At 47.9% G+C, this 24046-nt stretch carries 25 protein-coding genes and 2 pseudogenes; 23 read left to right on the forward strand and 4 right to left on the reverse strand.

Annotated elements, in window-relative coordinates:
• The first annotated feature begins 70 nt into the window (after positions 1-70).
• The 6 genes from LPB400_RS05270 (at position 71) to LPB400_RS05295 (ending at position 5420) form a co-directional block, all read left to right on the forward strand.
• Positions 71-895: an SDR family oxidoreductase gene (locus LPB400_RS05270; RefSeq protein WP_107792493.1), complete on the forward strand. Its 825-nt coding sequence runs from the start codon at positions 71-73 to the stop codon at positions 893-895.
• A gap of 113 nt (positions 896-1008) precedes the next feature.
• On the forward strand, positions 1009-1482 hold the full coding sequence (locus LPB400_RS05275) for a Fur family transcriptional regulator (RefSeq protein WP_049351198.1): 474 nt from the start codon (positions 1009-1011) through the stop codon (positions 1480-1482).
• Positions 1470-2399, forward strand: a complete 930-nt coding sequence (locus tag LPB400_RS05280; RefSeq protein ID WP_003682934.1) for a CobW family GTP-binding protein — start codon at positions 1470-1472, stop codon at positions 2397-2399. Before LPB400_RS05275 ends, LPB400_RS05280 begins: the two co-directional genes overlap by 13 nt.
• Before the next feature lie 97 nt (positions 2400-2496).
• Entirely contained in the window at positions 2497-3552 is a 1056-nt protein-coding gene (locus LPB400_RS05285; protein ID WP_070461485.1) for an ABC transporter permease subunit, read from the forward strand.
• Positions 3553-3588: 36 nt separating this feature from the next.
• A complete protein-coding gene (locus tag LPB400_RS05290; RefSeq protein ID WP_107792492.1) occupies positions 3589-4629 on the forward strand; it encodes an ABC transporter permease in 1041 nt (346 codons plus the stop codon).
• A 110-nt stretch (positions 4630-4739) separates the two neighbouring features.
• On the forward strand, positions 4740-5420 hold the full coding sequence (locus LPB400_RS05295) for a sulfite exporter TauE/SafE family protein (protein ID WP_003680951.1): 681 nt from the start codon (positions 4740-4742) through the stop codon (positions 5418-5420).
• A gap of 85 nt (positions 5421-5505) precedes the next feature.
• On the opposite strand, the gene LPB400_RS05300 is transcribed toward LPB400_RS05295, so the two are convergent.
• The 3 genes from LPB400_RS05300 to xseA form a co-directional block, all read right to left on the reverse strand.
• Positions 5506-6315 carry a sulfite exporter TauE/SafE family protein gene (locus tag LPB400_RS05300; protein ID WP_107792491.1) on the reverse strand — a complete coding sequence of 270 codons (810 nt, stop codon included), beginning with the start codon at positions 6313-6315 and terminating at the stop codon, positions 5506-5508.
• Position 6316: 1 nt separating this feature from the next.
• Positions 6317-7096, reverse strand: a complete 780-nt coding sequence (gene pssA / locus LPB400_RS05305; protein WP_107792490.1) for a CDP-diacylglycerol--serine O-phosphatidyltransferase — start codon at positions 7094-7096, stop codon at positions 6317-6319.
• Between the two features lie 123 nt (positions 7097-7219).
• Positions 7220-8569 carry an exodeoxyribonuclease VII large subunit gene (gene xseA / locus LPB400_RS05310; RefSeq protein WP_107792489.1) on the reverse strand — a complete coding sequence of 450 codons (1350 nt, stop codon included), beginning with the start codon at positions 8567-8569 and terminating at the stop codon, positions 7220-7222.
• A gap of 181 nt (positions 8570-8750) precedes the next feature.
• Here xseA and lpxK point away from each other — a divergent pair, with 181 nt between their 5' ends.
• The 16 genes and pseudogenes from lpxK to LPB400_RS05390 all read left to right on the forward strand — a co-directional run bounded on the left by lpxK (position 8751) and on the right by LPB400_RS05390 (position 22258).
• Complete coding sequence (lpxK, locus tag LPB400_RS05315; protein ID WP_219089633.1) at positions 8751-9761, forward strand: tetraacyldisaccharide 4'-kinase; 1011 nt, start codon at positions 8751-8753, stop codon at positions 9759-9761.
• 63 nt (positions 9762-9824) lie between these two features.
• A complete protein-coding gene (locus LPB400_RS05320; RefSeq protein WP_049359601.1) occupies positions 9825-10490 on the forward strand; it encodes a hypothetical protein in 666 nt (221 codons plus the stop codon).
• Between the two features lie 49 nt (positions 10491-10539).
• Positions 10540-11124 carry a DUF2059 domain-containing protein gene (locus LPB400_RS05325; RefSeq protein ID WP_049359603.1) on the forward strand — a complete coding sequence of 195 codons (585 nt, stop codon included), beginning with the start codon at positions 10540-10542 and terminating at the stop codon, positions 11122-11124.
• Between the two features lie 93 nt (positions 11125-11217).
• Positions 11218-11400, forward strand: coding sequence for a Trm112 family protein (locus LPB400_RS05330; protein ID WP_049329252.1), 183 nt, complete (start codon positions 11218-11220; stop codon positions 11398-11400).
• Positions 11397-12158, forward strand: coding sequence for a 3-deoxy-manno-octulosonate cytidylyltransferase (gene kdsB / locus LPB400_RS05335; RefSeq protein WP_219089635.1), 762 nt, complete (start codon positions 11397-11399; stop codon positions 12156-12158). The genes LPB400_RS05330 and kdsB overlap by 4 nt, the downstream gene beginning before the upstream one ends.
• 11 nt (positions 12159-12169) lie before the next feature.
• The gene (locus LPB400_RS05340; RefSeq protein WP_070814474.1) at positions 12170-12688 is read left to right on the forward strand and encodes a 3-deoxy-manno-octulosonate cytidylyltransferase; all 519 of its coding nucleotides are present in this window, start codon (positions 12170-12172) and stop codon (positions 12686-12688) included.
• Positions 12689-12760: 72 nt separating this feature from the next.
• Positions 12761-13408, forward strand: coding sequence for an adenylate kinase (gene adk / locus LPB400_RS05345; RefSeq protein ID WP_003746105.1), 648 nt, complete (start codon positions 12761-12763; stop codon positions 13406-13408).
• Positions 13409-13518: 110 nt separating this feature from the next.
• On the forward strand, positions 13519-14250 hold the full coding sequence (gene pyrF, locus LPB400_RS05350) for an orotidine-5'-phosphate decarboxylase (protein ID WP_070461495.1): 732 nt from the start codon (positions 13519-13521) through the stop codon (positions 14248-14250).
• Between the two features lie 13 nt (positions 14251-14263).
• The gene (locus LPB400_RS05355) at positions 14264-14935 is read left to right on the forward strand and encodes an NAD(P)H-binding protein (RefSeq protein WP_070461496.1); all 672 of its coding nucleotides are present in this window, start codon (positions 14264-14266) and stop codon (positions 14933-14935) included.
• 41 nt (positions 14936-14976) lie between these two features.
• A complete protein-coding gene (gene rfaE1 / locus LPB400_RS05360; protein ID WP_070461497.1) occupies positions 14977-15939 on the forward strand; it encodes a D-glycero-beta-D-manno-heptose-7-phosphate kinase in 963 nt (320 codons plus the stop codon).
• A 139-nt stretch (positions 15940-16078) separates the two neighbouring features.
• Positions 16079-17083, forward strand: a complete 1005-nt coding sequence (rfaD, locus tag LPB400_RS05365) for an ADP-glyceromanno-heptose 6-epimerase (protein ID WP_219089637.1) — start codon at positions 16079-16081, stop codon at positions 17081-17083.
• Positions 17084-17495: 412 nt separating this feature from the next.
• Complete coding sequence (locus LPB400_RS05370; RefSeq protein WP_107769503.1) at positions 17496-17978, forward strand: hypothetical protein; 483 nt, start codon at positions 17496-17498, stop codon at positions 17976-17978.
• A 399-nt stretch (positions 17979-18377) separates the two neighbouring features.
• Positions 18378-18665, forward strand: a complete 288-nt coding sequence (locus LPB400_RS05375) for a barstar family protein (protein ID WP_219089639.1) — start codon at positions 18378-18380, stop codon at positions 18663-18665.
• Between the two features lie 219 nt (positions 18666-18884).
• Positions 18885-20174 (forward strand): annotated as a pseudogene (locus LPB400_RS05380) (hemagglutinin repeat-containing protein); the annotation flags it as partial.
• A 114-nt stretch (positions 20175-20288) separates the two neighbouring features.
• Positions 20289-21593, forward strand: coding sequence for a hypothetical protein (locus LPB400_RS05385; RefSeq protein WP_219089642.1), 1305 nt, complete (start codon positions 20289-20291; stop codon positions 21591-21593).
• Between the two features lie 2 nt (positions 21594-21595).
• On the forward strand, positions 21596-22258 hold the full coding sequence (locus tag LPB400_RS05390; protein ID WP_219089644.1) for a hypothetical protein: 663 nt from the start codon (positions 21596-21598) through the stop codon (positions 22256-22258).
• Positions 22259-22317: 59 nt separating this feature from the next.
• Here the strand turns inward: LPB400_RS05390 and LPB400_RS11140 are convergent, their stop codons facing one another.
• Entirely contained in the window at positions 22318-22623 is a 306-nt protein-coding gene (locus tag LPB400_RS11140) for a replication initiator protein A (protein WP_083309579.1), read from the reverse strand.
• Between LPB400_RS11140 and LPB400_RS05400 the strand changes: the two are divergent.
• Positions 22613-24019: pseudogene (locus LPB400_RS05400) on the forward strand (hemagglutinin repeat-containing protein); the annotation flags it as partial. The gene LPB400_RS11140 and the pseudogene LPB400_RS05400 overlap by 11 nt on opposite strands.
• Positions 24020-24046: the final 27 nt, after the last annotated feature.

Here is a 24046-nt window from a genome sequence, read left to right on the forward strand (position 1 = left end):
CTCAGGCCGTCTGATGAGGCGTTATCATACCTTAAACCCAAGTCTGAAACGAGTATAGAAAGGAAACGATATGGCAATTTTGATTACCGGGACATCGGCAGGATTCGGCGCGGCGATGTGCCGCACCTTTGTTGCGGCAGGCTATCATGTCATCGGCGCGGCAAGGCGTGAAGACAAATTGCAGCAGTTGGCAGAGGAATTGGGCGAGCAGTTTTACCCGTTGGAAATGGATGTTTCGCGTACGGAGTCGATTCAAAACGCTTTGAACAGCCTGCCCGAGCATTTAGCTGAAATCGATTGCCTGATCAACAACGCCGGTTTGGCTCTAGGTTTGGATTCTGCCGATAAAGCCGATTTTGGCGATTGGGAAACCATGATTCAAACCAATATCATCGGCCTGACTTTTCTGACCCGCCAGATTTTGCCGCAGATGGTAGCGCGCAAACAGGGCTACATCATCAATTTGGGTTCGATTGCCGGCAGTTATGCTTATTCCGGCAGTAATGTCTATGGCGCGACCAAGGCTTTTGTGCGCCAATTCAGTATGAACCTGCGCGCCGAATTGGCAGACAAAAACATCCGCATTACCAATATCGAACCGGGTTTATGCGGCGATACCGAGTTTTCCAACGTCCGTTTCAAAGGTGACGATCAGCGTGCGGCCGAGGTTTATGAGAATGTCGAGTTTATCCAGCCGCAAGATATTGCCGATACCGCTTTATGGCTCTATCAACGTCCTGCGCGGATGAACGTCAATTCCATCGAAATCATGCCGGTTGCCCAGACCTTTGCAGGCATGAAAGTTTACCGTGACGCGCCTGCTCCAGTGAAGGCAGAAACGTTTGAAAAACAAAGTATGTCTTTGTTTGGAAAAATTAAATCTTGGTTTAAGTAATCGGCATCAGGCCGTCTGAACATTTCAGACGGCCTCTTTGTTATCTGAAATTGAACAAACACGTTATAATGTAATTTTTTATTAACAAGGCCGTCTGAAAGGCTGTTTCAGTTATGAACGCAATCAAACAAAAAATCTTAGAACAAGCGCAGCGCGATGGTGTGCAGGTAACCGCTTTGCGCGAGCAAGTGCTTGATATTGTTTTGAAACAAAGCGGCGTGATTAAAGCCTACAACGTTCTGTCGCAGATGCAGCAGCAAAGCGAGGGCGTGGTTGCGCCGCCGACGGCCTACCGCGCCCTTGATTTTTGGGCGGAGCAGGGCGTTTTGCACAAAGTGGCGGCGGTCAACGGCTATATTCTGTGTAGCCACGCGCAGCACGAGTGCGACGACCATTGCCATGACCACGAAGAAGCCGAAGCGCACCACAGCGCGTTTATTTTGGTTTGTACCGAATGCGGTACGGCAGATGAGCAGACCTTGAGCCAAGAATGGGCGGCATTGCGTGCAGGCGTGGCCGAAACCGGTTTCTCATTAAAAGAAGAACATGTTGTTTTAACAGGAATTTGTAAAAAATGTCAGAAGTAAAAAAGACTAAAGTCCACCTGATTTCAGGCTTCCTCGGAACAGGCAAAACCACCGCACTCAAAAGTCTGATGGCGCAAAAAGATCCGAATGAAAAATGGGTCATCATCGTCAACGAATTTGGCGAAATCGGCATTGACGGCGCTGTCTTGAGCGACAACGGCATTCCCGTCGCAGAAATCGCCGGCGGCTGTTTGTGCTGTACTGCCGGCGCACAAATGGGTACGACCGTACAAAAAATGCTGCGCGATGCCCAACCCGACCGCTTGATGATTGAAGCCAGCGGCCTGGCGCACGCCGCCAGTGTTATCGACGAATTGAAAGCCAAGCCACTCGACAGCATGTTGGAAATCGGCGCTGTTTTTACCGTTGTCGATCCACGCCAATTCATTAATCCCGATTACGCTCAACAAGCCTTGTATAAAGACCAAATCGGCATTTGCGACGTATTGGTCGCCAGCAAAACAGACTTGTGCACGCCCGAGCAGCTGGCCGAGTTTCACGATAAAGCGGCCAAGCTGTTCCCGCCTAAAGCCAAAGTGGTTGAAGTTCAAAATGCGCAACTCGACATCCAATGGCTTGATATTCCCGTTGTCGAAAAATCGCGCTACCGCCTTAAAGCCCTGCCGGACAACACCATGGGCTTCCAGTCTCAAGGCTTCACGTTTCCTGCCGGACGTGATTTCGACGGTGAAAAACTGACCGATTTCTTCAACGACCTGCCTAAATTTACAGACGGCCTTGTGCGCGCCAAAGGCGTGTTCCAAGTGCTCGGTACATGGGTATGGCTCAACTGGGTGGACGGTCAATGGGGCGCAAACCAAGTTTCGTGGCGCCGTGACTCGCGCTTTGAGCTGATTGCCAAATCGTTTGACGCGGATTTAATTGAGAAGAAATTGCAGGAGGCCTTAGAGAAGTAAATAATCGGCCAAACGCTTATTAATCCGTTACTATATGCTGTCTGAGGTCAGTGGTTTCAGACGGCCTTCAAATCAAAAAATAGAGGAACACTTTATCATGTGGCGTTATATCTTTCATCGTTTGCTCCTTTTGATTCCCACGTTGTTGGGGATTTTGGCGATTACCTTCGCCGTCATTCAGTTTGTTCCCGGCGGTCCGGTGGAACAGATGGTTCAGCAGCTGACGCAGGGCGCGGTTGGCGGCGAAACAGCAGGACGCAGTATGCCTGGAACTTTGGCTAAAAACGGCAACCGCATCAGTGCGGAAGATTTGGCTGCTCTGAATGCTTTATACGGTTTCGACAAGCCGCCTGTGACGCGTTTTGTCGATATGGTATGGAAATTCGCCCGTTTTGATTTGGGCGAGAGCTTTTTCCACCACCAAACCGTATTTGAGTTGGTAAAAGAGAAAATGCCGGTATCGATGAGTTTGGGTTTGTGGACATTCTTCCTAACTTATTTGATATGTATTCCGTTGGGTATTGCCAAGGCGGTCAGGGATGGCAGCCGGTTTGATACGGTTACGGGTATGATCATTTTGGTCGGCTATACCGTACCGCCGTTTGTCTTGGGCTTGGTGTTGCTGGTGTTGTTTGGCGGTGGCAGCTTTTTTGCCTGGTTCCCACAGGGCGGCTTGGTCGGCGATGATTTCGATACACTCTCTTGGGCAGGTAAAGTCAAAGATTATTTGTGGCATATGGCCTTGCCGATTACCGCTTCGGTAGCAGGCAACTTGGCGGTAATGACCGTATTGACGAAAAACGTATTCCTTGAAGAAATCCGCCGTCAATATGTTTATACCGCGCGAGCCAAGGGCTTGCCTGAGAAGCAGATTTTGTGGAAACATATTTTCCGCAACGCCATGATTCCTCTGATTACCGGTTTCCCGGCCGCATTTATCGGCGCATTCTTTACCGGAAGCCTGTTGATTGAAACGTTGTTCTCGCTGGACGGGTTGGGTTTGCTGTCTTACGAGGCAGTGATGAAACGTGATTATCCTGTCGTAATGGGTACGCTGTACGTGTTCACGCTGATGGGGTTGTTGGCTAAATTGGTGTCAGATATTTCGTATTCGTGGGTCGATCCGCGCATTCACTTTGGCGGACAGAAATAAGGCCGTCTGAAAATATCTTCAATCTATTATTAAAGAATGTTTCGAACCATGAAAAAGAAAAAATCTACTTCAAACCCTACTTGGCAAGCCTTTAAACAGCATAAGCGCGGTTGGTTGGCTTTGCGGATTTTGGCCGTTTTGTTTGTCGTCACTTTGCTTGCACCTTTGTGGAGCAACGACAAACCTTTGTGGATACGTTATCAGGGCGAGTATTTCTTCCCCTTGGTAAACGAATACAACGAAGCCACATTTGGCGGCGATTTCGATACGCCGGCGGATTATCTGGATCCGCTTATCCGCCACAACATTACTTCAGACGGCAATTTTGCCTTTTACCTGCCCAATCCTTACGATGCCGATACCTTGAACGATTTTGATACGGTACCCGATCCGGCCAAACCGTCCGAACGGCATATCTTGGGAACGGACGACCGTGGCCGCGACCTGCTGGCGCGCTTGGTTTACGGTTTCCGTGATTCGCTGTTGTTTGCCTTGGTGTTGACCGTGGTGACTACCGTTATTGGCGTGGTTGCAGGCGCGGTGCAGGGTTATTTCGGCGGTAAAACCGACCTTCTGATGCAGCGTTTTATCGAGGTTTGGGGCGGTATGCCGGAGCTGTACCTCCTGATTATCCTGTCTTCGTTCTTTAATCCGGGACTGTTGATTTTGCTGGTGTTGCTGTCGCTTTTCGGCTGGATGGGCTTGTCCGACTATGTCCGCGCCGAGTTTTTGAAAAACCGTCAGGCCGATTATGTTTTGGCGGCGCGCGCGATGGGTGTGGGCAACCGTGAAATCATGTGGCGCCATATCCTGCCCAACAGCTTGACGCCGGTATTGGCCTTCCTGCCTTTCCGTATTTCTGGCGCCGTACTTGCCCTGACCAGTTTGGACTTCTTGGGCTTGGGCGTACCTGCCTCACAGGCAAGTTTGGGTGAGTTGCTGGCGCAAGGCAAAGACAACTTGGACGCATGGTGGATTGGCATGTCTGCCGTTGCTACACTGACGGTAATGCTGCTTTTGCTGGTCATGATCGGCGAAGGTTTGCGTCAGGCATTTGACGTACGCGCACGCAGTTAATTGCTTTTCTAAAGCGTGAAAAGGATGGGCGGCAAAGCCTGTCCTGCATTCTTAGGGCCGTCTGAAAAGTTTCAGACGGCCTCATCCATTCGTTTGAATCATTAAAAATCATGAATCAAGAAATCACATTTCTTACTCTTTTTCTACTCGGCTTTTTCGGCGGAACGCATTGCGTCGGCATGTGCGGCGGATTGAGCAGCGCATTTGCTTTGCAGCTACCGCCACATTTAAACCGAATCGGGCTGATTGTATTGTTGAACTTGGGGCGCATCAGCAGCTATGTCGTCATTGGCCTGTTGGTCGGCTTGGTCGGGCAGGTCGGCATTTCCTTAGACGATACGCGCGCGGTTCAAAACGGTTTGTATATTGCTGCCAATGTCTTGCTGCTTTTGCTCGGTCTGTATCTTGCCGGTATTTCGACTGCCGCAACCAAAATCGAAGGCATCGGCAAACCGATATGGAAACGCCTGAATCCTTTACTGAACAAATTGCTGCCGATTAAATCTGTGCCAGCCTGTTTTGGCGTGGGCGTGCTTTGGGGCTGGCTGCCTTGCGGTTTGGTATACAGCGCGTCTTTGTATGCCTTGGGCAGCGGTAATGCTTTGCACGGCGGGCTGTATATGCTGGCGTTTGCATTGGGGACCTTGCCGAACCTGCTTGCGATGGGCATATTTGCCGCGCAGTTGAAAACCTTTCTGCAAAAACGCATGGTTCGTTTGTGCGCCGGATTGTTGGTGGCAGGATGGGCGATATGGCGCTTGGCTGTATTTGCGATGGGGCAAATCGGGTAAGGTAAAAAGGTTTTATTTAGTTTGTTGCTTTGCAATCAAAAAGGCCGTCTGAAAGATTTTCAGACGGCCTTTTCACAAGAAAGATTTAATGTATCAAATTCCAAGTCATCTTGGCGGCAATCAGCAGCAACATAATGCCGAAAGCGATTTTGAGTTTTCGGGCGGGCAGCTTGTGCGCCGTTTTTACGCCGAGCGGAGCAAAGAGGATGGTGGCAATGCTCAATATGGCCACAGCCGGAAGATAGATAAAGCCTGCCGCGCCTTCAGGCAGGTTGGCAATATGCAAACCGTTGGCAAAATAGCCGATGGTGCCGGCAATCGCAATCGGCCATGCCAGACCTGAAGATGTGCCGATGGCACGGTGCGCCGGAAAGTTGCAATACAGCAGGAATGGAACGGATAGCGAACCGCCCCCGATACCGACCCAACTCGAAGCCGCCCCAAAAAGCGTGCCGACGGCTGTCAGGCCGTGGAGGGCAGGCAGGGTGCGTGAAGGTTTGGGTTTGGAATCGCGTAGGGTTTTGAGGGCGATAAAGGCAAGAAATGCAATAAAGAAAACCTGCAAAGCCAGCGTCGGCATATATTTTGCCGTTGCCGCGCCGAGGAGTACGCCGAGTATCATGCCCGGCGTCATCTGGCGGACGGTTGCCCAATCGATGGCGTGTTTTTTATGCTGGGCGTACATACTGGAGAAGGTGGTAAACACCATTACGGCAAAGGAAGTGCCGATGGCAAGATGCTGGGCATAGGGGTGGCCGCCTATGCCTTGCAGTTGCAATGCCCATAAGACGACGGGGACGATCAACGTACCACCGCCTACGCCAAATAGTCCGGCAATAAAGCCCGCCGCGCTGCCAACGGCGAGCAGGGAAAGGATGATGTCCCAAGACCACATTTCAGACGGCCTTGTCGTGTTTGTGAGTTTTATGGCGTTTTTTAAACCAACGGATGACTGCCATCACATAACCGGACAGGCTGTAACCGAGGAAAAACAGGAAGAGGACGAGCGAAGGCTTCCAGTTGATGAGCAGTAATACCAACACGGCCAACACCATGCCCATAAACGGCACTTGGCGGCGGATGTTGATTTCTTTGAAGCTCCAAAACGGAATCTGCACAATCATGGAAATGCCGGCAAACAGGGTGATACCCAATGCCCACCAATGCACGCCGGGGAAACGTTCGATGCTGTGATTGACCCAAATCAGGCCGACAATCAACGCAGCGGCGGTCGGGCTTGGAACGCCGATAAACCAGCGTTTATCGACTTTGCCGATAAGCGTGTTGAACAGCGCCAAACGCAGGGCGGCGCAGGCGCAGTAGATAAAGGCGACGGAATAGCCGATTTTGCCAAACTGCCAAAGTTGCCATTTGTAGGCAATTAGGGCAGGTGCCACGCCGAAGCTGACCATATCGGCAAGGCTGTCGAGCTGTTCGCCGAACGCGCTTTGGCTGTTGGTCAGCCGCGCTACGCGTCCGTCCATGCCGTCGAGTAGCATGGAAAGGAAAACTGCAATCGCCGCTGTTTCATAACGTCCGTGCATGGACTGGGTAATGGCGAAGAACGCGCAAAACAGCGCGGCGATGGTAAAGGAATTGGGCAGCAGGTAAATGCTGTTTTTGCGGATGGAGTTGCGTGGAGGAATCGGATTTTCTGTATTTTGTGCGTTGTCCATAATGTTTCCGTATATGCTGCGTGTGCAGATGAGGCATTATACCGCATTGGCAGGTTAAGGATTTTTAAAAGGCAGGCATAGTTTCACTTTATCGGCATAAAGTTTCAGACGGCCTTTATTCCATCAGTCAAACAACTCACCCTGCGCCTGCTCTTTGGTCACGCGTACGTCGGTTTCGCCGTCGGCAAAAGTGATGTGCAGTTTCTGTCCTTGTTTCAATGTATCGGCATTGCGGATGACTTGTCCGCGTGTGTTTTTGACGACGGAGAAACCTCGCTCCAGAATATGCTGTGGAGATACGGCTTCGAGCAATGCGGCTTGGGCGGTCAGGCTTTGACGGCGGTGGGCAAGCAGCTGGCGGAAGGAATGCGACAAGGCCGTCTGAAAGTGGGTTATGTTGTTTTTGTAAACGGAAACATCAGGACGGCAATGTTTCAGGGTTTGGGTTTGGCGTTCAAAACGGGCGGTATGGGCGCGGATGTTTTGCGTCATCGAGTAAGACAGCATTTGCGCCAGCTTGCTGATTGAAGCGCGCTGATCGTCAAGTTTTTGGCGCGGATGACGGATTTGCCGTGCGAGCCAGTCGAGTTTTTGGCTGGCATCGAAATAGCGTTGTTCCAAAACAGTTTTCAGACGGCCTTGCGCTTGGGCTAGACGAAGTAGCGATTCTTGGCGGTTGGGGCTGACCAATTCTGCTGCGCCGGTCGGTGTCGGTGCGCGTACGTCGGCGACGAAATCGGCGAGTGTGAAATCGGTTTCGTGTCCTACGCCGCTGACAACGGGAATTGCGCAGGCCTCAATGGCGCGTACGACCGGCTCTTCATTAAACGCCCATAAGTCTTCAATGCTGCCGCCGCCACGGCAGACAATCAGCACGTCACATTCGGCGCGTTGCGAAGCGGTTTTAATCGCTTGGGCAATTTGCAACTCGCTGCCTGTGCCTTGTACGGGCGTCGGATAAACGATAACGGGGATTTCGGGTGCGCGGCGGTTTAAGGTGGTCACGACATCGCGCAAAGCCGCCGCCGCCAGACTGGTTACGATGCCGATACATTGCGGACGGGCAGGTAAAGGTTTCTTGCGTTCCGCCGCAAACGCGCCTTCCGCCTGTAACTGCGCCTTCAATCGCTCATAGGCTTCGTAAAGCTGCCCCAAGCCTTTGAGCCGTACTTCGTTTACGGTAATCTGAAATTCGCCCCGCGCTTCGTAAATACTGATTTTCCCTGATACTTCGATATGGTCGCCTTCTTTCAAAGGCTTCGCCAAGCGCATGGCCGCACCCTTAAACATGGCGCAACGCACCTGCGCGCGGCTGTCTTTGAGCGAGAAATAATAATGTCCGCTGGCGGCACGGATCAGGTTGGACACTTCGCCCGCAATCCACAAACCGGCAAGATGGTCTTCCAGCAAGGCTTTGGCGAGGGCGTTAAGTTCGGATACGGAAATGGAGGAGGGCGCGAAGAGTTCGGACATTGCGAAACGGGAAAAATTTGGGAAAGTTGAATTATAAGGGTTTTAGAGCGATTCGTTGTATTCGTTTTTATGAAACTTTCGCCCTTTGTTTTAATATTATCAAAGCCGCATGTTCAGGCAGCCTTGTCTGGGCGGGCTTGTGTTATATTATCGTTTGATTTTCGCTTCAAAAGCCGTGCGTATGCCCAAACTCCACCAAATTATCGAACGCCATTGGCAATCCCCCAATCCGTTTTTGTCTTTTCTGTTAAAACCATTGTCCAAGCTGTTTGCCAAAATTGCTGCGAAACGGCGCGATGATTTTGTTTCAGGCCGTCTGAAAAGCGAAAAATTGCCAGTGCCTGTGGTGATGGTCGGCAATATCCATGCAGGTGGGACAGGGAAAACGCCGATAGTCGCCGCGCTGGTGTCGGGTTTGCAGGAAAAGGGCGTTAAGGTCGGCATCATCAGCCGAGGTTACGGGCGCAAGAGCAAGGCGGTTCATGTATTGAATACAGCCAGCAGTGCGGCAGATGCAGGCGACGAGCCTTTATTGCTGTTTCGCCAAACCAGTGCGCCGACGGCGGTAGGCAGCAGCCGTGCAGAAGCAGGCAGGGCATTGCTTGCGGCGTATCCGGAGCTTGAATTGATTGTGGCCGACGACGGCTTGCAACATTATGCCTTGCAACGCGATATGGAAATTGCCGTCTTCCCGGCGGCAGATACAGGACGCACCAATTTGGATTTACTGCCCAACGGCAGCTTGCGCGAACCTTTGTCTCGATTGGCTTCCGTTGATGCGGTTGTCGTCAGCGGGGGGCAAGCAGATACGGCATTTAGGCCGTCTGAAAATATGTTTGCCAGCCATATTGAAACAGGGCAGATTTACCGTTTGAATAAGCCGTCTGAAAAATTGGATTTGGCGGGTTTGGGAAATCAAACCGTCGCCGCCGTCGCCGGTATCGCTAAGCCAGAGCGTTTTTTCAATACGTTGCAAAAGATGAATATCGCTTTAAAACAAACCGTTGCCTTGCCTGATCATGCAGATATTACGGCAGCGGATTTGCCGGATGCAGATGTGGTGATTATCACGGAAAAGGATGCGGTCAAATTTTCAGACGGCCACGGCCTGAATCATGTGTGGGTCTTGCCTGTTTATGCGATAATTGAGCCGGATTTGGCGGCGTTTGTATCCGCGAATGTTTCAATCTAAATGCTTATAGATGTTTCACAGATGTTTTAAGATGATCTTCAAACTACGCGATAGGAGTAAATCATGAAGTTAAAATATTTGTTGGTCGCTTGCGCAGCTTTATTTGTATCCACTCAAAGCCTGGCTGCTAAACCAAGTGATGAATCTGCAATGAAATGGTTGGATATTCAAGGGATAAGCAATAATTATAGCGAGAAAGTACAACGTTCTTTGGAGATGGTGAATAAAGAAGACAATGAACGCTTGTTAACGATGACGCCCAAAGCTCAAAAAGCGCAGATGAAGGCAGTCATCAGCCGTTATATGAAAAACATGCAAGACGATTTGAGCCGCCCTGAGTTGAAAAAACAATGGCTGGATGAAGAAAAGCGTGCCGTGCAGAAAGTATTTACACAAGAAGAAGTCGATGTAACCAACCGTTTTTTCTCTTCGGCTCAGGGAAAAAATATTTTGAAAAAGATAAGAAGTTTCCAACAGCACGGTGGAAATCTTGAGGATATGTTGAGCCAATCGGATATAGAAAAGATGACTGAAGCATTTGGGCATGGTGTCGGTAAGTCTGCGCTCGAAAAAGTTAAACATTTCGATAAGCTAAGTGATGAGATTATCCACAAAACCATGAGTCAAAACTACCTCAATGCAAGCAATAAATATACGCCTGCTTTTGAGGAGCAAACACATGGTATTTTATGCAAAGGCAACCAACATTTGCCGAAGTGTGCCAAATAATTTTCCGACTATCTGAAAATATTTATTTTTTGTTGAAAGGTAGCAAAAGATGAAGCTGAAAACCTTATTATTGCCCTTCGCCGCGCTGGCCTTGTGTGCCAATGCGTTTGCCGCTACACCTAGCGATGAGTCGCTGGAGCGTTTGTATCAAGTACAGAAGATGGATGCTCTGTTAGATCAGACCTTCCAAAGTGTCGAGGGTATTGTGCTCTCTGATCCAAAGGTACAGGATTTTTTGAAAAATGCGCCGGAAGACAAACGTCCTCAGTTGGAAGCGGTCTTAAAGAAATATACAACTCAATGGATTGCTGCAATTAATACACCGCAAGTGCGTGCCCAATTACATAAAGCGACGTTAGACGGCATAAAGACGGTTTATACTCAGGAAGAAGTCAATGCATTGATTGACTTTTATGGTACGACAGTAGGGCAATCGATACTCGATAAAATGCCGCGCTATCTTGAGGCAACGATGGGCCCGATGATAAACATCATTAATGAAAAATATGAAAAATCAGGTTATAACAAAGACTTAATTCGAGAAATTCATCAGATTATGTGTGGTGGCAAAAATCCTGACCAAGTCTGTACACGGCAAACAAAGCAAACAAAGAAAACAGCACGGAAAAAATGATGCCGCTTGAGGCCGTCTGAAAACGAGCGCAGCAATTTTCGTCAAAGTGAGCGCAGCAAGTTCTGCTAAACCATCAAACCCGAAAGTAACCCCATGGAAAAAAAATTCTTAGACATCCTCGTTTGTCCTGTGACTAAAGGCAAACTCGAATACCATCAAGACAAACAGGAATTGTGGAGCCGTCAGGCAAAGCTCGCTTATCCGATTCGTGACGGCATCCCTTATATGTTGGAAAACGAAGCGCGCCCGTTGAGCGAAGAGGAACTGAAAGCATGACCGAATTTGTCGTATTGATTCCGGCGCGATTGGATTCTTCACGTTTGCCGGGAAAGGCTTTGGCCGATATTCACGGTAAACCGATGGTTGTACGCGTCGCCGAACAGGCGGCGAAAAGTAAGGCTGCGCGTGTTGTTGTTGCCACCGATCATCCCGATATTCAGACGGCCTGTCAGGCGCATGGCGTCGAAGTGGTCATGACTTCCAATCAACACGAAAGCGGTACAACGCGCCTTGCCGAAGCGGCCAATACGCTGAAACTGCCGCAGCATCTGATTGTTGTGAACGTACAAGGCGACGAGCCTTTAATCGACCCTGAACTCATCAACCGTACGGCTGAAGTTTTGGTTGAAAACAATGTGCAAATGGCGACGGCCGCCCACGAATTGCACGATTTTGACGAGTTTATGAATCCCAACGTCGTCAAAGCCGTCCTCGACAAAAACCGCAACGCCATCTATTTCAGCCGCGCTCCGATTCCTTATCCGCGCGACACCATGCGCGCCGAAAAACGCGAATTGCCTTCCGAAACAGCCGTTTTACGCCACATCGGCATTTATGCCTACCGCGCAGGCTTCCTGCAACGCTATTCGGAAATGGATGTTTCTCCTTTGGAAACCATCGAATCGCTGGAACAGTTGCGCGTTCTGTGGCACGGTTATCCGATTGCTGTTGAAATCACCCAAGAAGCGCCTGCTACCGGTGTGGATACGCAGGAAGATTTGGACAGGGTAAGGGCTGTGTTCGAGGCCGTCTGAAAGGAAAAAATATGAATGATTTACGCCATTTGAGCCGTGAAGAACAAAAATTGCTTGCCGACGTGGCGAAGCTGGTAAGAGAAGACGAGCAAGAATTCAACTATGACATGCTGAAAATAGAAGCGCCGGAGCAGGCCAGCGGCGAGTTTTGGTTCCGCATGGCAGAAATGCTCAGCACTTTGCCGCCCAACCAGTCGTTGGACTTGCGTATGAACGGCGGACGCTTGACCGTTGCTGTATCGATTTTGTCGGTATTGCTGCAAGACAATCCGGATGTTCCGCAGCTTTGGGCACAAAAAATCATTGCGCTCAACTATTTGGCTCATGGTCATCAAACCCGTGCAATCGGTTTGGCGCAGCAACCTGACAAAGCGGCCGAAGCCAACGAGGAAGAATATTTGGCGAAAGCCTTATCGCAAAACTTGCTTTCCACTTTGAAAGATGCGATAGAGCGATTCCCCGAAGACGCATGGTTTATCGAAATGCGCGACGATGCATGGAAGCATTTCGGCCCGAAAGAGGCCGTCTGAAGTTTTGAACGATAAACACAAGCCGTGTAAAATTATCTGAATATTAAATCCATAAACCAAGAAGGACTCATCATGAAAGTATTATTGTTGGGCGCACCTGGCGCAGGCAAAGGCACTCAGGCCCAATTCATCACCGCCGCATTCGGCATTCCTCAAATTTCTACCGGCGACATGCTCCGCGCGGCCATCAAAGCAGGCACCCCGCTGGGTTTGGAAGCAAAAAAAATTATTGATGAAGGCGGTTTGGTGCGCGACGACATCATCATCGGCATGGTGAAAGAACGCATCGCTCAAGACGACTGCAAAAACGGTTTCCTGTTTGACGGTTTCCCACGCACATTGGCACAAGCCGAAGCCATGGTTGAAGCCGGTGTGGATTTGGATGCCGTGGTTGAAATCGATGTGCCTGACAGCGTGATTGTCGACCGCATGAGCGGCCGCCGCGTGCATTTGGCCTCCGGCCGTACTTACCACGTTACCTACAATCCGCCTAAAGTCGAAGGCAAAGACGACGTAACCGGCGAAGATTTGATTCAACGCGACGACGACAAAGAAGAAACCGTGAAAAAACGCCTTGCCGTTTACCACGAGCAAACCGAAGTTTTGGTTGATTTTTACAGCAAACTGGAAGGCGAACACGCGCCGAAATACATCAAAGTTGACGGCACCCAAGCAGTAGAAGCCGTGAAAGCCGAAGTATTGAAAGGTTTGGGCAAATAAGTTTTGCCAAAGTAAAATCATGAGGCCGTCTGAAAAAATATTTTCAGACGGCCTTTTGTGTACAAAAGCTGTTAAAATCGAAGCTATAACCGTTTATCCGCAGGTATCTTATGAATCCCTTGATCTCCGACTTCCAAACTCAGCAACAACGTACTCCCGTCATCGTCGCCCTCGATTTTGCCAACGAAAAAGATACGCTCGGATTTGTCCGCAATCTTGACCCGACACTGTGTCAAATCAAAATCGGTAAAGAGCTGTTCACCGCAACCGGCCGCAATTTGGCAGAAAGCTTAATCAATCAAGGTTTCAAACTTTTCCTCGATTTGAAATACCACGATATTCCCCACACAGTTGCTCAGGCCTGTAAAGTTGCCGCCGATATGGGCGTGTGGATGGTCGATATGCACGCATCGGGCGGTCGCCGCATGATGGAAGCAGCAGCAGAAGCCGTTGCCGGATATCAAACCAAGCCGCTTTTGATCGGCGTAACCGTGTTGACCAGCATGGAACAAAGCGACTTGGCAGAAATCGGTTTGAACATCGCCCCTGAAGAACAAGTCATCCGCTTGGCGAAACTGGCGCAAAGTTCGGGCTTGGACGGCGTAGTATGTTCCGCTCAAGAAGCCGTACCATTGCGCCGCGAATTGGGACAGGATTTTGTCTTGGTCACACCGGGCATCCGCTTAGATGTTGCAGGCAATAATGATGACCAGCGCCGTATTATGACGCCGGCCGAAGCCTTGGCTGCCGGTTCAACCTATTTGGTAATGGGCCGTCCGGTAACTAAAGCTGCCGATCCGGTAGCTGTATTGCGCGAAGTGAACCGCGTGGCAAACGCTTAAGGCCGTCTGAAGTATGAAGGCGATTGTGATTGGCGCGACAGGCGCAACAGGAAAATCCTTGTTGCCTTTACTTGCAACCAGTTCAGAGGTTGAGTCCATCGACTGTTTTGGTCGCAGACATCCTGATTTTACTCACCAAAAGCTAAATAGCCATCAGATTGATTTTTCTAAGCCTGATGATTGGCGTGAAAAAGTGCAGGGCGATGTATTGTTTGCCTGCTTGGGAACTACCTTGAAAGCGGCTGGCAGTAAAGAAGCGCAATGGGCAATTGATTATGAGGCAAATCTTGAATTTGCCAAAGCCGCACGAGAAAACGGCGTCAATACTTTGGTTTTGATTTCCGCTTCCGGTGCAAATTCTGCTTCGAGCCTGTTTTATCAACGGATGAAGGGCGAATTGGAGCAAGCAATTATCGCTTTGAATTTTCCGCACCTTATTATTTTCCGCCCGCCATTGCTGATTCGTCCGAACAGCGACCGCTTGGGCGAAAAAATAGCAGAACGGATTTCTCGCGTACTCAACCGCATCGGCATGCTGAAAAACCAACGTCCGCTTGCTGTCGAAAAATTGGCGCAAGCCATGCTGAAAGCAGCGTTGTTGTCATCTCATGAACAGGCGTCGTACTCGAAAAACCATATGCAGGTATATGAGCCTCAAGATATTTTTAGGCTGTTAGATCAATAAACTGATAACAAGCCTTACACAGAGATTTTAATGGAGCCAGTATGGTAACCAAGTTCCAACAAGAAACCCTAAAATCACGTTTTGCACAAGCCAAAGTCCTTGTCGTCGGCGATGTGATGCTCGACCGCTATTGGTTTGGCGATGTGTCCCGTATTTCTCCTGAAGCCCCAGTGCCGGTGGCGAAAATCGCCCGTATCGACCAACGAGCGGGTGGGGCGGCGAACGTTGCGCGCAATATCGCCTCATTGGGCGGTAAAGTAGGGCTGTTGTCCGTGACCGGCGATGATGAAGCTGCAGATGCGTTGGACGCATTGATGATGCAAGACGGCGTTTCTTCCTATCTGATGCGCGATAAGCAAATTGCGACTACTGTCAAATTGCGTGTCGTTGCCCGCAACCAGCAGCTTATCCGACTTGACTTTGAAGAATTGCCTCATCGTGAGGTGTTGGAACAAATCAAACATCAATATCGAGAAGTGTTGCCTGAATACGATGCCATTATTTTTTCAGATTACGGCAAGGGCGGTTTGTCGCATATTTCCGATATGATTGATTGGGCGAAACAGGCCGGTAAACCCGTTTTAATCGATCCTAAAGGCGATGATTACGAAAAATATGCCGGTGCTACGCTGATTACGCCTAACCGTGCAGAGTTGAAAGAAGTGGTGGGCAGCTGGAAAAACGAAAACGATTTGACCGAGAAAGCCCAAAATCTGCGCCGCCATCTCGACTTGACCGCTATTTTGCTAACCCGAAGCGAAGAGGGTATGACCCTGTTCAATGAGGGTGAGCCGATTTATCAGCCTACACGGGCCCAAGAAGTCTATGATGTATCCGGTGCGGGCGATACCGTTATTGCCGGAGTAGGCTTAGGGTTGGCCGCTGGTTATACCATGCCTGAAGCCATGCACCTTGCCAATACTGCGGCAGGTGTTGTCGTGGCGAAACTTGGTACGGCGGTTTGCTCGTTTGCCGAATTGACCAAGGCATTGGAAGAGCAGTAATTGCTGTTTCAGACGGCCTTAAAATCTAAATGCCGTCTGAAAATAGAGTTGGAAAATAATCCAGACAGACAAGTTTTTATTTTCAGACAGCATGATTTCTTCAAGGCCGTCTGAAAAATCAAAATAAAGGAAATTCATTATGACCATTATCGTAACAGGCGCGGCCGGCTTTATCGGCAGCAATATCGTCAAAGCACTTAACCAACGCGGTATTACCGACATTGTTGCCGTCGATAATTTGAGCAAAGGCGAAAAATTTAAAAACCTTGCCGAGTGTGAAATTGCCCACTATCTCGATAAACACGAATTTATCCGCCAAGTGCGCGGCCATCTTCTGCCTTACGACGATATCGAAGCCGTTTTCCATCAAGGCGCATGTTCTGATACCATGAATCATGACGGCCTTTACATGATGGACAACAACTACCAATACACGCTTGATCTCTTGGACTGGTGTCAGGATGAACGTATCCCGTTCCTTTATGCTTCCAGCGCTGCCGTATATGGCAAGGGCGAAATCTTCCGAGAAGAGCGCGAACTGGAAAAACCACTCAATGTATATGGCTACTCTAAATTCTTGTTTGACCAAGTATTGCGTCGTCGAATGGAAGAAGGCTTGACTGCCCAAGTTGTCGGCTTCCGCTACTTCAATGTTTACGGACAACAGGAACAACACAAAGGCCGAATGGCATCCGTCGCCTTCCATCATTTCCACCAATACCGCGAGCATGGTTATGTCAACCTATTCGGCGCCAATGACGGCTACGGCAACGGCGAGCAAACACGCGATTTTATCAGCGTAGAAGACGTTGCCAAAGTTAACCTTTACTTCTTTGATCATCCCGAGCTTTCAGGCATCTTCAATCTTGGCACAGGCCGCAGCCAACAGTTTAACGATCTTGCCGCCGCCACCGTCAACGCTTGCCGTGCAGCCGAAGGCAAGCCTGAAATGAGTTTGAAAGAGTTGGTTGAAGAAGAACTTATTCGTTATATCCCATTCCCAGATGCGCTTAAAGGCAAATATCAGAGCTTTACTCAAGCGGATATCACCAAGCTGCGCGAAGCCGGGTATAAAGAAGAATTCTTGGATGTAAAACAAGGCGTCAGCCGTTACGTTAAATGGATGCTGGAGAACTTGGTCTAATCCCTTTGCTTAAATGATGAGGCCGTCTGAAAAAGGATTTTCAGACGGCCTCATCATTTTGGGAGGCTTTAAAATTATAAATTTGCCTTTATTCGATAAGAATGGAAATAGCGTTTTTTACAACAAAGGTTTCAAAAAGGCTTAGTAGGGTAGCAGTGGATCTGCTGGAGTATTTGTAAAAGCTGTTGAGATATTATAGGTGTGAATAGATGAAATGAGACGATGCTATAACCAGTAAAATAAAAATGACTGGAAGTTTTTTAGTCTATTTATATTTAGGGACTGTACTAGATTATCCATCTTTACTTTTTTCTTTAATTTTTAGTATGTTATCTTGGTATTTCGAGGGTAGCATATCTGCTAATCTAGTACAGCACTTTAAGAAATCTTCAAAAACATTTGGATAGATAATATGTTTGAACGAATAAAAAATTCTTCTATTATTGTGAATAATTTCGACGAATATTCATTATGCCAAGAGAAAAATCTATTTTTTAAATTACCAGATAGTGATTTTCTAGAGTTAGAAAAGCATATCCAAATCCCATATGATTTATTCTGCTTTTGGAAAGAAATTGGTTATGGTTTTCTTACTGTAAATGAAAGTGGAAGTATTCGATCAGAGTCCGATAATCGAATTATGGATCCTTTATCTATTTTAGATATATTGATTGGGGAATCAGAACAAGTTTCTTCTGATTTTGTTATTGAACCATATCAAGTACCATTTTTCGAAAGATTTAGTGAATATTTTATTTGTTTTGATAGGCGAAATTTAAATAAGCCTAAACAACCTGTCTATTGGATATGGGATATGGAAAATCCGTTAGCTGACTCAATAGAGAGTTTTATTTACAAGTTATTTGAAAATCCTGATTTTTTAAATGAAATTTAGTAAGCCGTAGCCCATATGAAACCTAAACTCAACAAGTAGGATGCGTGCGGAACGCACGCATGCGGTTCTCAGAGTTTGAGCCAAGAGGTCGTCTGAAACAACAAATACGGTTTCAGACGACCTTTCTTTCAAGAAGTAGCCACAGTAATTAGACAAAAGCAGCCCGCTGCCACATCCATATAGGCAACATAGGGGAGATATTTTGTAAATTCTACAAATATTTTACCTGCTAAACAGGGTAGGATATGGTATGAAGCGAACATTGGCTTAATAAACACTATGTCAAGATCGAATCAGGCTGGTACTAGATTGTTGTATTCCAATGATGGATTGCTATATAACAACTGATCGTTATATCTCTGCAACACAAATTGGAACTTGGAAATAGGAGTATAACTTATGCAATTAGAGATTATCGGTAGTAAAATTTATACGGAACAAGATTTTCATAATCAAATTTCAAAAATATTTTCTATACATGATTATTATGGGAACAATCTTGATGCTCTGTGGGATTTATTAAGCACAAATGTAGAACGACCGATTACTTTGGTATGGAAAGATGCTATGTTCTCAAAAAATCAATTAGAAAATATATTTATTGAAATAGTAAAGGTTCTAGAAAGAGTTAAGAAACAAGATGAGGATTATGGATTCGAAGAAAAATTTAATTATATTTTAGAGTAAGTAAACCCTAATTACATTACGTACACAGGCTTAAAACTCCCCAGAGCCAATTAAGCAAGCCGTAGCCCATATGAAATCTAAACTCAACAAGTAGCATGTGTGCGGAACGCACGCATGGGGTTCTCAGGGTTTGAGCCAAAAGGTCGTCTGAAACAACAAATACGGTTTCAGACGACCTTTCTTTCAACAAGTAGCTATAGCAATCAGACAAAAGCAGCCCACCACCACACCCATATCGGCAGCACGGCCGGACAAACCACCATCCGAAGCGGCGGGGATACCACCCTCAAAGGTGCGCAGCTTATCGGCAAAGGCGTACAGGCAGATACGCGCAACCTGCATATAGAAAGTGTTCAAGATACTGAAACCTATCAGAGCAAACAGCAAAACGGCAACGTCCAAGTTACCGTCGGTTACGGATTCAGTGCAGGCGGCAGTTACAGCCAAAGCAAAATCAAAGCAGACCATGCCTCCGTAACCGAGCAAAGCGGTATTTATGCCGGAGAAGACGGCTATCAAATCAAGGTCGGAAACCATACAGACCTCAAAGGCGGCATCATCACGTCTAGCCAAAGCGCAGAAGACGAAGGCAAAAACCGCTTTCAGACGGCCACCCTCACTGCCAGCGACATTCAAAACCACAGCCACTACGAAGGCGAAAGTTTTGGATTGGGTGCCAACGTTGCCGTAAGCGGCAAAACACTGGGGCAGGGAGCACAAAATAAGCCTCAAAACAAACACCTGACAAGCGTGGCCGATAAAAACGGCGCAAGTTCATCAGTAGGCTACGGCAGCGATAGCGACAGTCAAAGCAACATCACAAAAAGCGGCATCAACACCCGCAACATCATCCTCACCGATGAGGCAGGACAGCTCGCCAAAACAGGCTACGGCACAGACAAAGCCGCGCAACTGGCGTACACCGACATCCGCACCGAGGATGCCGGCCAACAATCAGGCAGCCTGAAAAACCGATTTGATGCGGACAAAGTGCAAAGCGAGCTGGATTTGCAGCGCAATGTCTCACAACAATTTGCCCCCGTTGCCGCTCAAACTGTTGCATGGACAGCAGATAAACTGGGCAATATACAGAACTACGAGCGCATTCAAATCGCCAAAGCAAATTTACAAGAGCAATTAAAAGACGCGCAAAACCCTGAGCAAATTGCCCAACTGCAACAACAAATCGTCCTTGCAGACCAATACCTATCCGACCATCAAACAGAGTACAACACATGGAAGGAAGGCGGATTAGGGCGAGCTGCGCTCCACGCAGGGGTAGGAGCACTCTTAACAGGTGATGCACAAGGCGCAGTAGGAGCAGGCACCTCATCGCTAGCAGCACCCTATTTAAACCAAGTAGGCGACAAATTTGGTGGCGCAGGGCAATTACTGGTAGACACCCTAGGAGGCGCAGCGATTGGTACGCTGACGGGTGGAAGCACGGGTGCGGCGGTTGCGGGGGCGAATGCGGATTGGTTCAATCGCCAGTTGCATCCTGATGAAGTGAAGTAGTTACACAGTAAAGATACACTACAAAAATATATTAACTATTTAAAAAACAAAGGATTAAATTTAACTCCCCGAGAGGCTCAAATTCAGCTAGACCGCGCAGCTGCCGCGATGGTGGACAGCGAATGGGCAATACTGCATGGACGCAATGAACTTGCAGAACAGTTTTTATCTCAAAACACATCTAGATTCCATTATGTAGATAATTTTGGTGCAAGTCATCAATTCTTTACAGCTACTAATCGTGAATATTTAGATTCAGACAGAAATTTAAAAGCATTATTTAGTGCTTATACCGATAAAAACGAAATAAATAAATTCTTGCATAGTATTCGGATTGAAAACCGTAATGCCTCAACGGATTTTAGAAGAGGGATGGAACAAGGCTATAAAGATAGCAGTAACGATGCACATAATGATCCGAAGATAATTGGGAAAGGCATAATTTCCTTGCCGAGATACGTCTATGATTCGTCTACCAGTGATGAAGTGGGTCCACTAGATGATCAACAAATGGAGGAATATCATAGAAAATTATTACAATTACAAGGGAGAGATTTTGAAGCAGGTAGAATATATGAATACAACCATGCAACCCAACAACGGTTAATGTGGTATCAATTGCCAGTAATGGAGCTAGCAGGACGTATCCCTAGTAAATTGGCTAACAAATATAAACTGTACCGCGAAGGTAAGTTATCTGCTGCACAACTGGCAGCAGAAATAAAAAAACAAGCACCAATTGTTCCCAATGGGAAAGCATTTGATTTTACCAGCGGGGCATTGATACCTAATCAAACCGTTAAGCTCACACAGGCACAGAATCTGTCCAATGGAACAACCCTGCCAGCAGGGACAATTGCGCGACTAACAGGCAAGGGAGTAGAAGCAACTTTGCCCAATGGTAAAAATGTTAGTTATGCAGGGGTAACTGAGCAAAGAGCGTTGCCTGCACCACGTAGTCCATCATTAAGTAGTTCGTTAAATGGTTTATCCAAATCAGACCAAGCAATCATTAATCATTTAGCAAAAGATGGTACCGTATTAACTTCCAACCAAAGACCAGCAATTGCGAGAACTGCAAGGGATAAGACAGTTAATCCTATACCAATAGCGGCAAAGGAACCAGAAGGAAGGACTATTAGCAGGACTTTGGCACAAAACCAAGCTGTACAAGCTGATGCAATTTATTTAAAAAATTTAGGTGCGACAGATATTAGAATTAATCAGCAACAGGTTAATGGAAATCTTTGTCGCGTAGGAATATGCCGCCCAGACTTGCAAGCAACCCTCCCATCAGGTAAAAGAGTGTATATTGAATACGATCGAAGCACTTCATCGCGCGGGATACCACACGCAGATAGAATATTCAGCAATGATAAAGATGCTATTGTTATTTTAAGGACGTTAGATTGATTATGAATAACCCACAGTTTTTTTTACAAGATCATAAACCCCATACCACCCGTTTGAGCTTTTTAAAAATACCATTTAATGAAATGGTGTTACATTTTGAGCAAAGATTGCAAGAGCTTGGTCTAATATGGGAGTGGACAGTACATCATCAAAAAGTATCTGATGAATTAAGTTTGTCAGATAAAATTAAAATGTTGGAACCTTTTGCGCAAAGATACCCCAATAAATATATTATTTTAGAGACTGCTTCTGAATGGTGCTTATATATGGAAAATGGATATCGTGGTACAGACGTATTTAGCCAACCTAGTTATCTATCCGAAACATGGGGGATACAGAATATCTGTTTATATCTTGAACCAGATTTTAAGAAAGATGAATTTGGTGCGGTAATGTTTCATTGGCGAAATGGTGCAAATAAAATCTCAGAATATTCAGTAGAACGCAGAACGATTATGGTGTATAAAGAAACCAGTAAAACAACTTTTGAACAAAGCGGAAAACCTTTTGTATTTGAGGATTTAGCTAGTTATGAAAAAAGAATCAAAAAGGAGCGATTAACGGTTGATATGGTTGCTGAATATTGCAAACATTTTAATATTGATTTGTTTAACTTGGATTTTTATAAAGGACGTGCAGCATTATTTACAACCCATAAAAAATAGGTGCTTCAAAAAACACATTTAGGCAGCTTGAAAAACCTCAATTTATGCTTTCAGGCTGCCTATGGTGATTTTTTGAGAAATTTAGACAAATCCCGATTTCGCACTTTCAACATATCTTTCTTATCATCATAAGTCAGTCGGTAATCGGGCAAATCATTACTGGCTACCAACTCCTTAATCGCCTGCCTAAAACGGCGCAGCGTTGCCATGCTGCCCGATTTTCTATGCAGTATTTCCAGAGAAATGTGCCATTCATTTTGCTTCCCGCAATGTTTGGCACATAGCTCATAAATGCGTCTATCCAGCAGTTTACGCAGCCTGAAATAATCTGCCGATATGGTTTTAACCTGTGCCGAACAAACCACCTACCGCCACAGCCATGTCGGCAGCGCAGGCAGTCCCACCGTTATTGTGAGCGGTGGCGACACCAACATCAAAGGCGCACAAGTAACAGGCAAAGGCATCACCGTACGCGCCACCAACTTCAATATAGAAAGCCTACAAGACACCGCCGACTACCGCAGCCGCCAACAAAACATCAGCGCCCAAGTAACCGTAGGCTATGGCGCATCCGCCTCAGGCGATTACAGCCAAAGCAAAATCAACGCCGAACACCGCAGCGTGAGCGAACAAAGCGGATTGTTTGCGGGTGATGATGGCTTTGATGTGCAAGTAGGCGGGCACACCCGGCTAACAGGCGGCATCATCACGTCTGGCCAAAGCGCAGAAGACGAAGGCAAAAACCGCTTTCAGACGGCCACCCTCACCCATAGCGACATTCAAAACTACAGCCGATACGAAGGCGAAAGTTTTGGATTGGGTGCCAACGTTGCCGTAAGCGGCAAAACACTGGGGCAGAGCGCACAAAATAAGCCTCAAGACAAACACCTGACAAGCGTAGCCGATAAAAACGGCGCAAGTTCATCAGTAGGCTACGGCAGCGACGGAGACAGCAAAAACAGCACCACCCGCAGCGGCATCAACACCCGCAACATACACATCACCGACAAAGCGGGACAACTTGCCCGAACAGGCAGGACTACCAAAGAAACCGAAGCGCGTATCCACACCGGCATCGACACCGAAACTGCAGATCAACACTCGGGCCGTCTGAAAAACAGCTTCGACAAAGACGCGGTGGCCAAAAAAATCAACCTGCAAAGGGAAGTAACGCAGGAGTTCGGCGGGACACTGCAAGGCCTCAATACCGAAATCGAACGCAGCCTGGACGGGCTGAAGGAAAAATGGGAAAAAGGCGAAATCAGCCGGAATGAATACGAAGACGGCCTCAAAGTAAGGCAGCGGGGCAAAGTCCTGCTCAACATGATAGGCGCGGGCTTGTCCGCCCCGACCGATAGCGTGGTGGGCATAACGGCCGCCACCGCGAGTCCCGCCCTGTCCTACCAAATCGGACAATACTTCAAAGGGCTGGCGCAGGAAAATCCGGACGGCAGGCTGACGGCGGGTCAGGAAACTGCCCACATCCTCGCCCACGGCGTACTCGGGGCGGCGGTATCCGCAGCGGGCGGCAGCGACGCTTTAACCGGCGCGCTGGCATCGGGAGGCGCGGAAGCGGCCGCATCCGTCATCGGCAGATGGCTGTACGGAAAAGGCGACGGCGGCAGCCTGAGCGCGGAGGAAAAAGAGACCATTTCGGCCATCACGAGGATACTGGGTACGGCCGCCGGGGCGGCTGCGGGAAATTCGTCTGCGGATACCGTGCAGGGCGGGATGGCGGCCGATGGGGCGGTAACAAATAATTTTGTTCACAGATTGCGGACGTTAGCA

It is taken from the genome of Neisseria perflava (genome assembly GCF_019334725.1).
Lineage (GTDB): Bacteria > Pseudomonadota > Gammaproteobacteria > Burkholderiales > Neisseriaceae > Neisseria > Neisseria subflava_A.

What these genes read in the sequence shown, in the direction of transcription:
- LPB400_RS05270 (WP_107792493.1), top strand. Translation starts at nt 71, where the DNA reads ATGGCAATTTTGATTACCGGGACATCGGCAGGATTCGGCGCGGCGATG.
- LPB400_RS05275 (WP_049351198.1), top strand. Translation starts at nt 1,009, where the DNA reads ATGAACGCAATCAAACAAAAAATCTTAGAACAAGCGCAGCGCGATGGT.
- LPB400_RS05280 (WP_003682934.1), top strand. Translation starts at nt 1,470, where the DNA reads ATGTCAGAAGTAAAAAAGACTAAAGTCCACCTGATTTCAGGCTTCCTC.
- LPB400_RS05285 (WP_070461485.1), top strand. Translation starts at nt 2,497, where the DNA reads ATGTGGCGTTATATCTTTCATCGTTTGCTCCTTTTGATTCCCACGTTG.
- LPB400_RS05290 (WP_107792492.1), top strand. Translation starts at nt 3,589, where the DNA reads ATGTTTCGAACCATGAAAAAGAAAAAATCTACTTCAAACCCTACTTGG.
- LPB400_RS05295 (WP_003680951.1), top strand. Translation starts at nt 4,740, where the DNA reads ATGAATCAAGAAATCACATTTCTTACTCTTTTTCTACTCGGCTTTTTC.
- LPB400_RS05300 (WP_107792491.1), bottom strand. Translation starts at nt 6,315, where the DNA reads ATGTGGTCTTGGGACATCATCCTTTCCCTGCTCGCCGTTGGCAGCGCG.
- pssA (WP_107792490.1), bottom strand. Translation starts at nt 7,096, where the DNA reads ATGGACAACGCACAAAATACAGAAAATCCGATTCCTCCACGCAACTCC.
- xseA (WP_107792489.1), bottom strand. Translation starts at nt 8,569, where the DNA reads ATGTCCGAACTCTTCGCGCCCTCCTCCATTTCCGTATCCGAACTTAAC.
- lpxK (WP_219089633.1), top strand. Translation starts at nt 8,751, where the DNA reads ATGCCCAAACTCCACCAAATTATCGAACGCCATTGGCAATCCCCCAAT.
- LPB400_RS05320 (WP_049359601.1), top strand. Translation starts at nt 9,825, where the DNA reads ATGAAGTTAAAATATTTGTTGGTCGCTTGCGCAGCTTTATTTGTATCC.
- LPB400_RS05325 (WP_049359603.1), top strand. Translation starts at nt 10,540, where the DNA reads ATGAAGCTGAAAACCTTATTATTGCCCTTCGCCGCGCTGGCCTTGTGT.
- LPB400_RS05330 (WP_049329252.1), top strand. Translation starts at nt 11,218, where the DNA reads ATGGAAAAAAAATTCTTAGACATCCTCGTTTGTCCTGTGACTAAAGGC.
- kdsB (WP_219089635.1), top strand. Translation starts at nt 11,397, where the DNA reads ATGACCGAATTTGTCGTATTGATTCCGGCGCGATTGGATTCTTCACGT.
- LPB400_RS05340 (WP_070814474.1), top strand. Translation starts at nt 12,170, where the DNA reads ATGAATGATTTACGCCATTTGAGCCGTGAAGAACAAAAATTGCTTGCC.
- adk (WP_003746105.1), top strand. Translation starts at nt 12,761, where the DNA reads ATGAAAGTATTATTGTTGGGCGCACCTGGCGCAGGCAAAGGCACTCAG.
- pyrF (WP_070461495.1), top strand. Translation starts at nt 13,519, where the DNA reads ATGAATCCCTTGATCTCCGACTTCCAAACTCAGCAACAACGTACTCCC.
- LPB400_RS05355 (WP_070461496.1), top strand. Translation starts at nt 14,264, where the DNA reads ATGAAGGCGATTGTGATTGGCGCGACAGGCGCAACAGGAAAATCCTTG.
- rfaE1 (WP_070461497.1), top strand. Translation starts at nt 14,977, where the DNA reads ATGGTAACCAAGTTCCAACAAGAAACCCTAAAATCACGTTTTGCACAA.
- rfaD (WP_219089637.1), top strand. Translation starts at nt 16,079, where the DNA reads ATGACCATTATCGTAACAGGCGCGGCCGGCTTTATCGGCAGCAATATC.
- LPB400_RS05370 (WP_107769503.1), top strand. Translation starts at nt 17,496, where the DNA reads ATGTTTGAACGAATAAAAAATTCTTCTATTATTGTGAATAATTTCGAC.
- LPB400_RS05375 (WP_219089639.1), top strand. Translation starts at nt 18,378, where the DNA reads ATGCAATTAGAGATTATCGGTAGTAAAATTTATACGGAACAAGATTTT.
- LPB400_RS05385 (WP_219089642.1), top strand. Translation starts at nt 20,289, where the DNA reads ATGGTGGACAGCGAATGGGCAATACTGCATGGACGCAATGAACTTGCA.
- LPB400_RS05390 (WP_219089644.1), top strand. Translation starts at nt 21,596, where the DNA reads ATGAATAACCCACAGTTTTTTTTACAAGATCATAAACCCCATACCACC.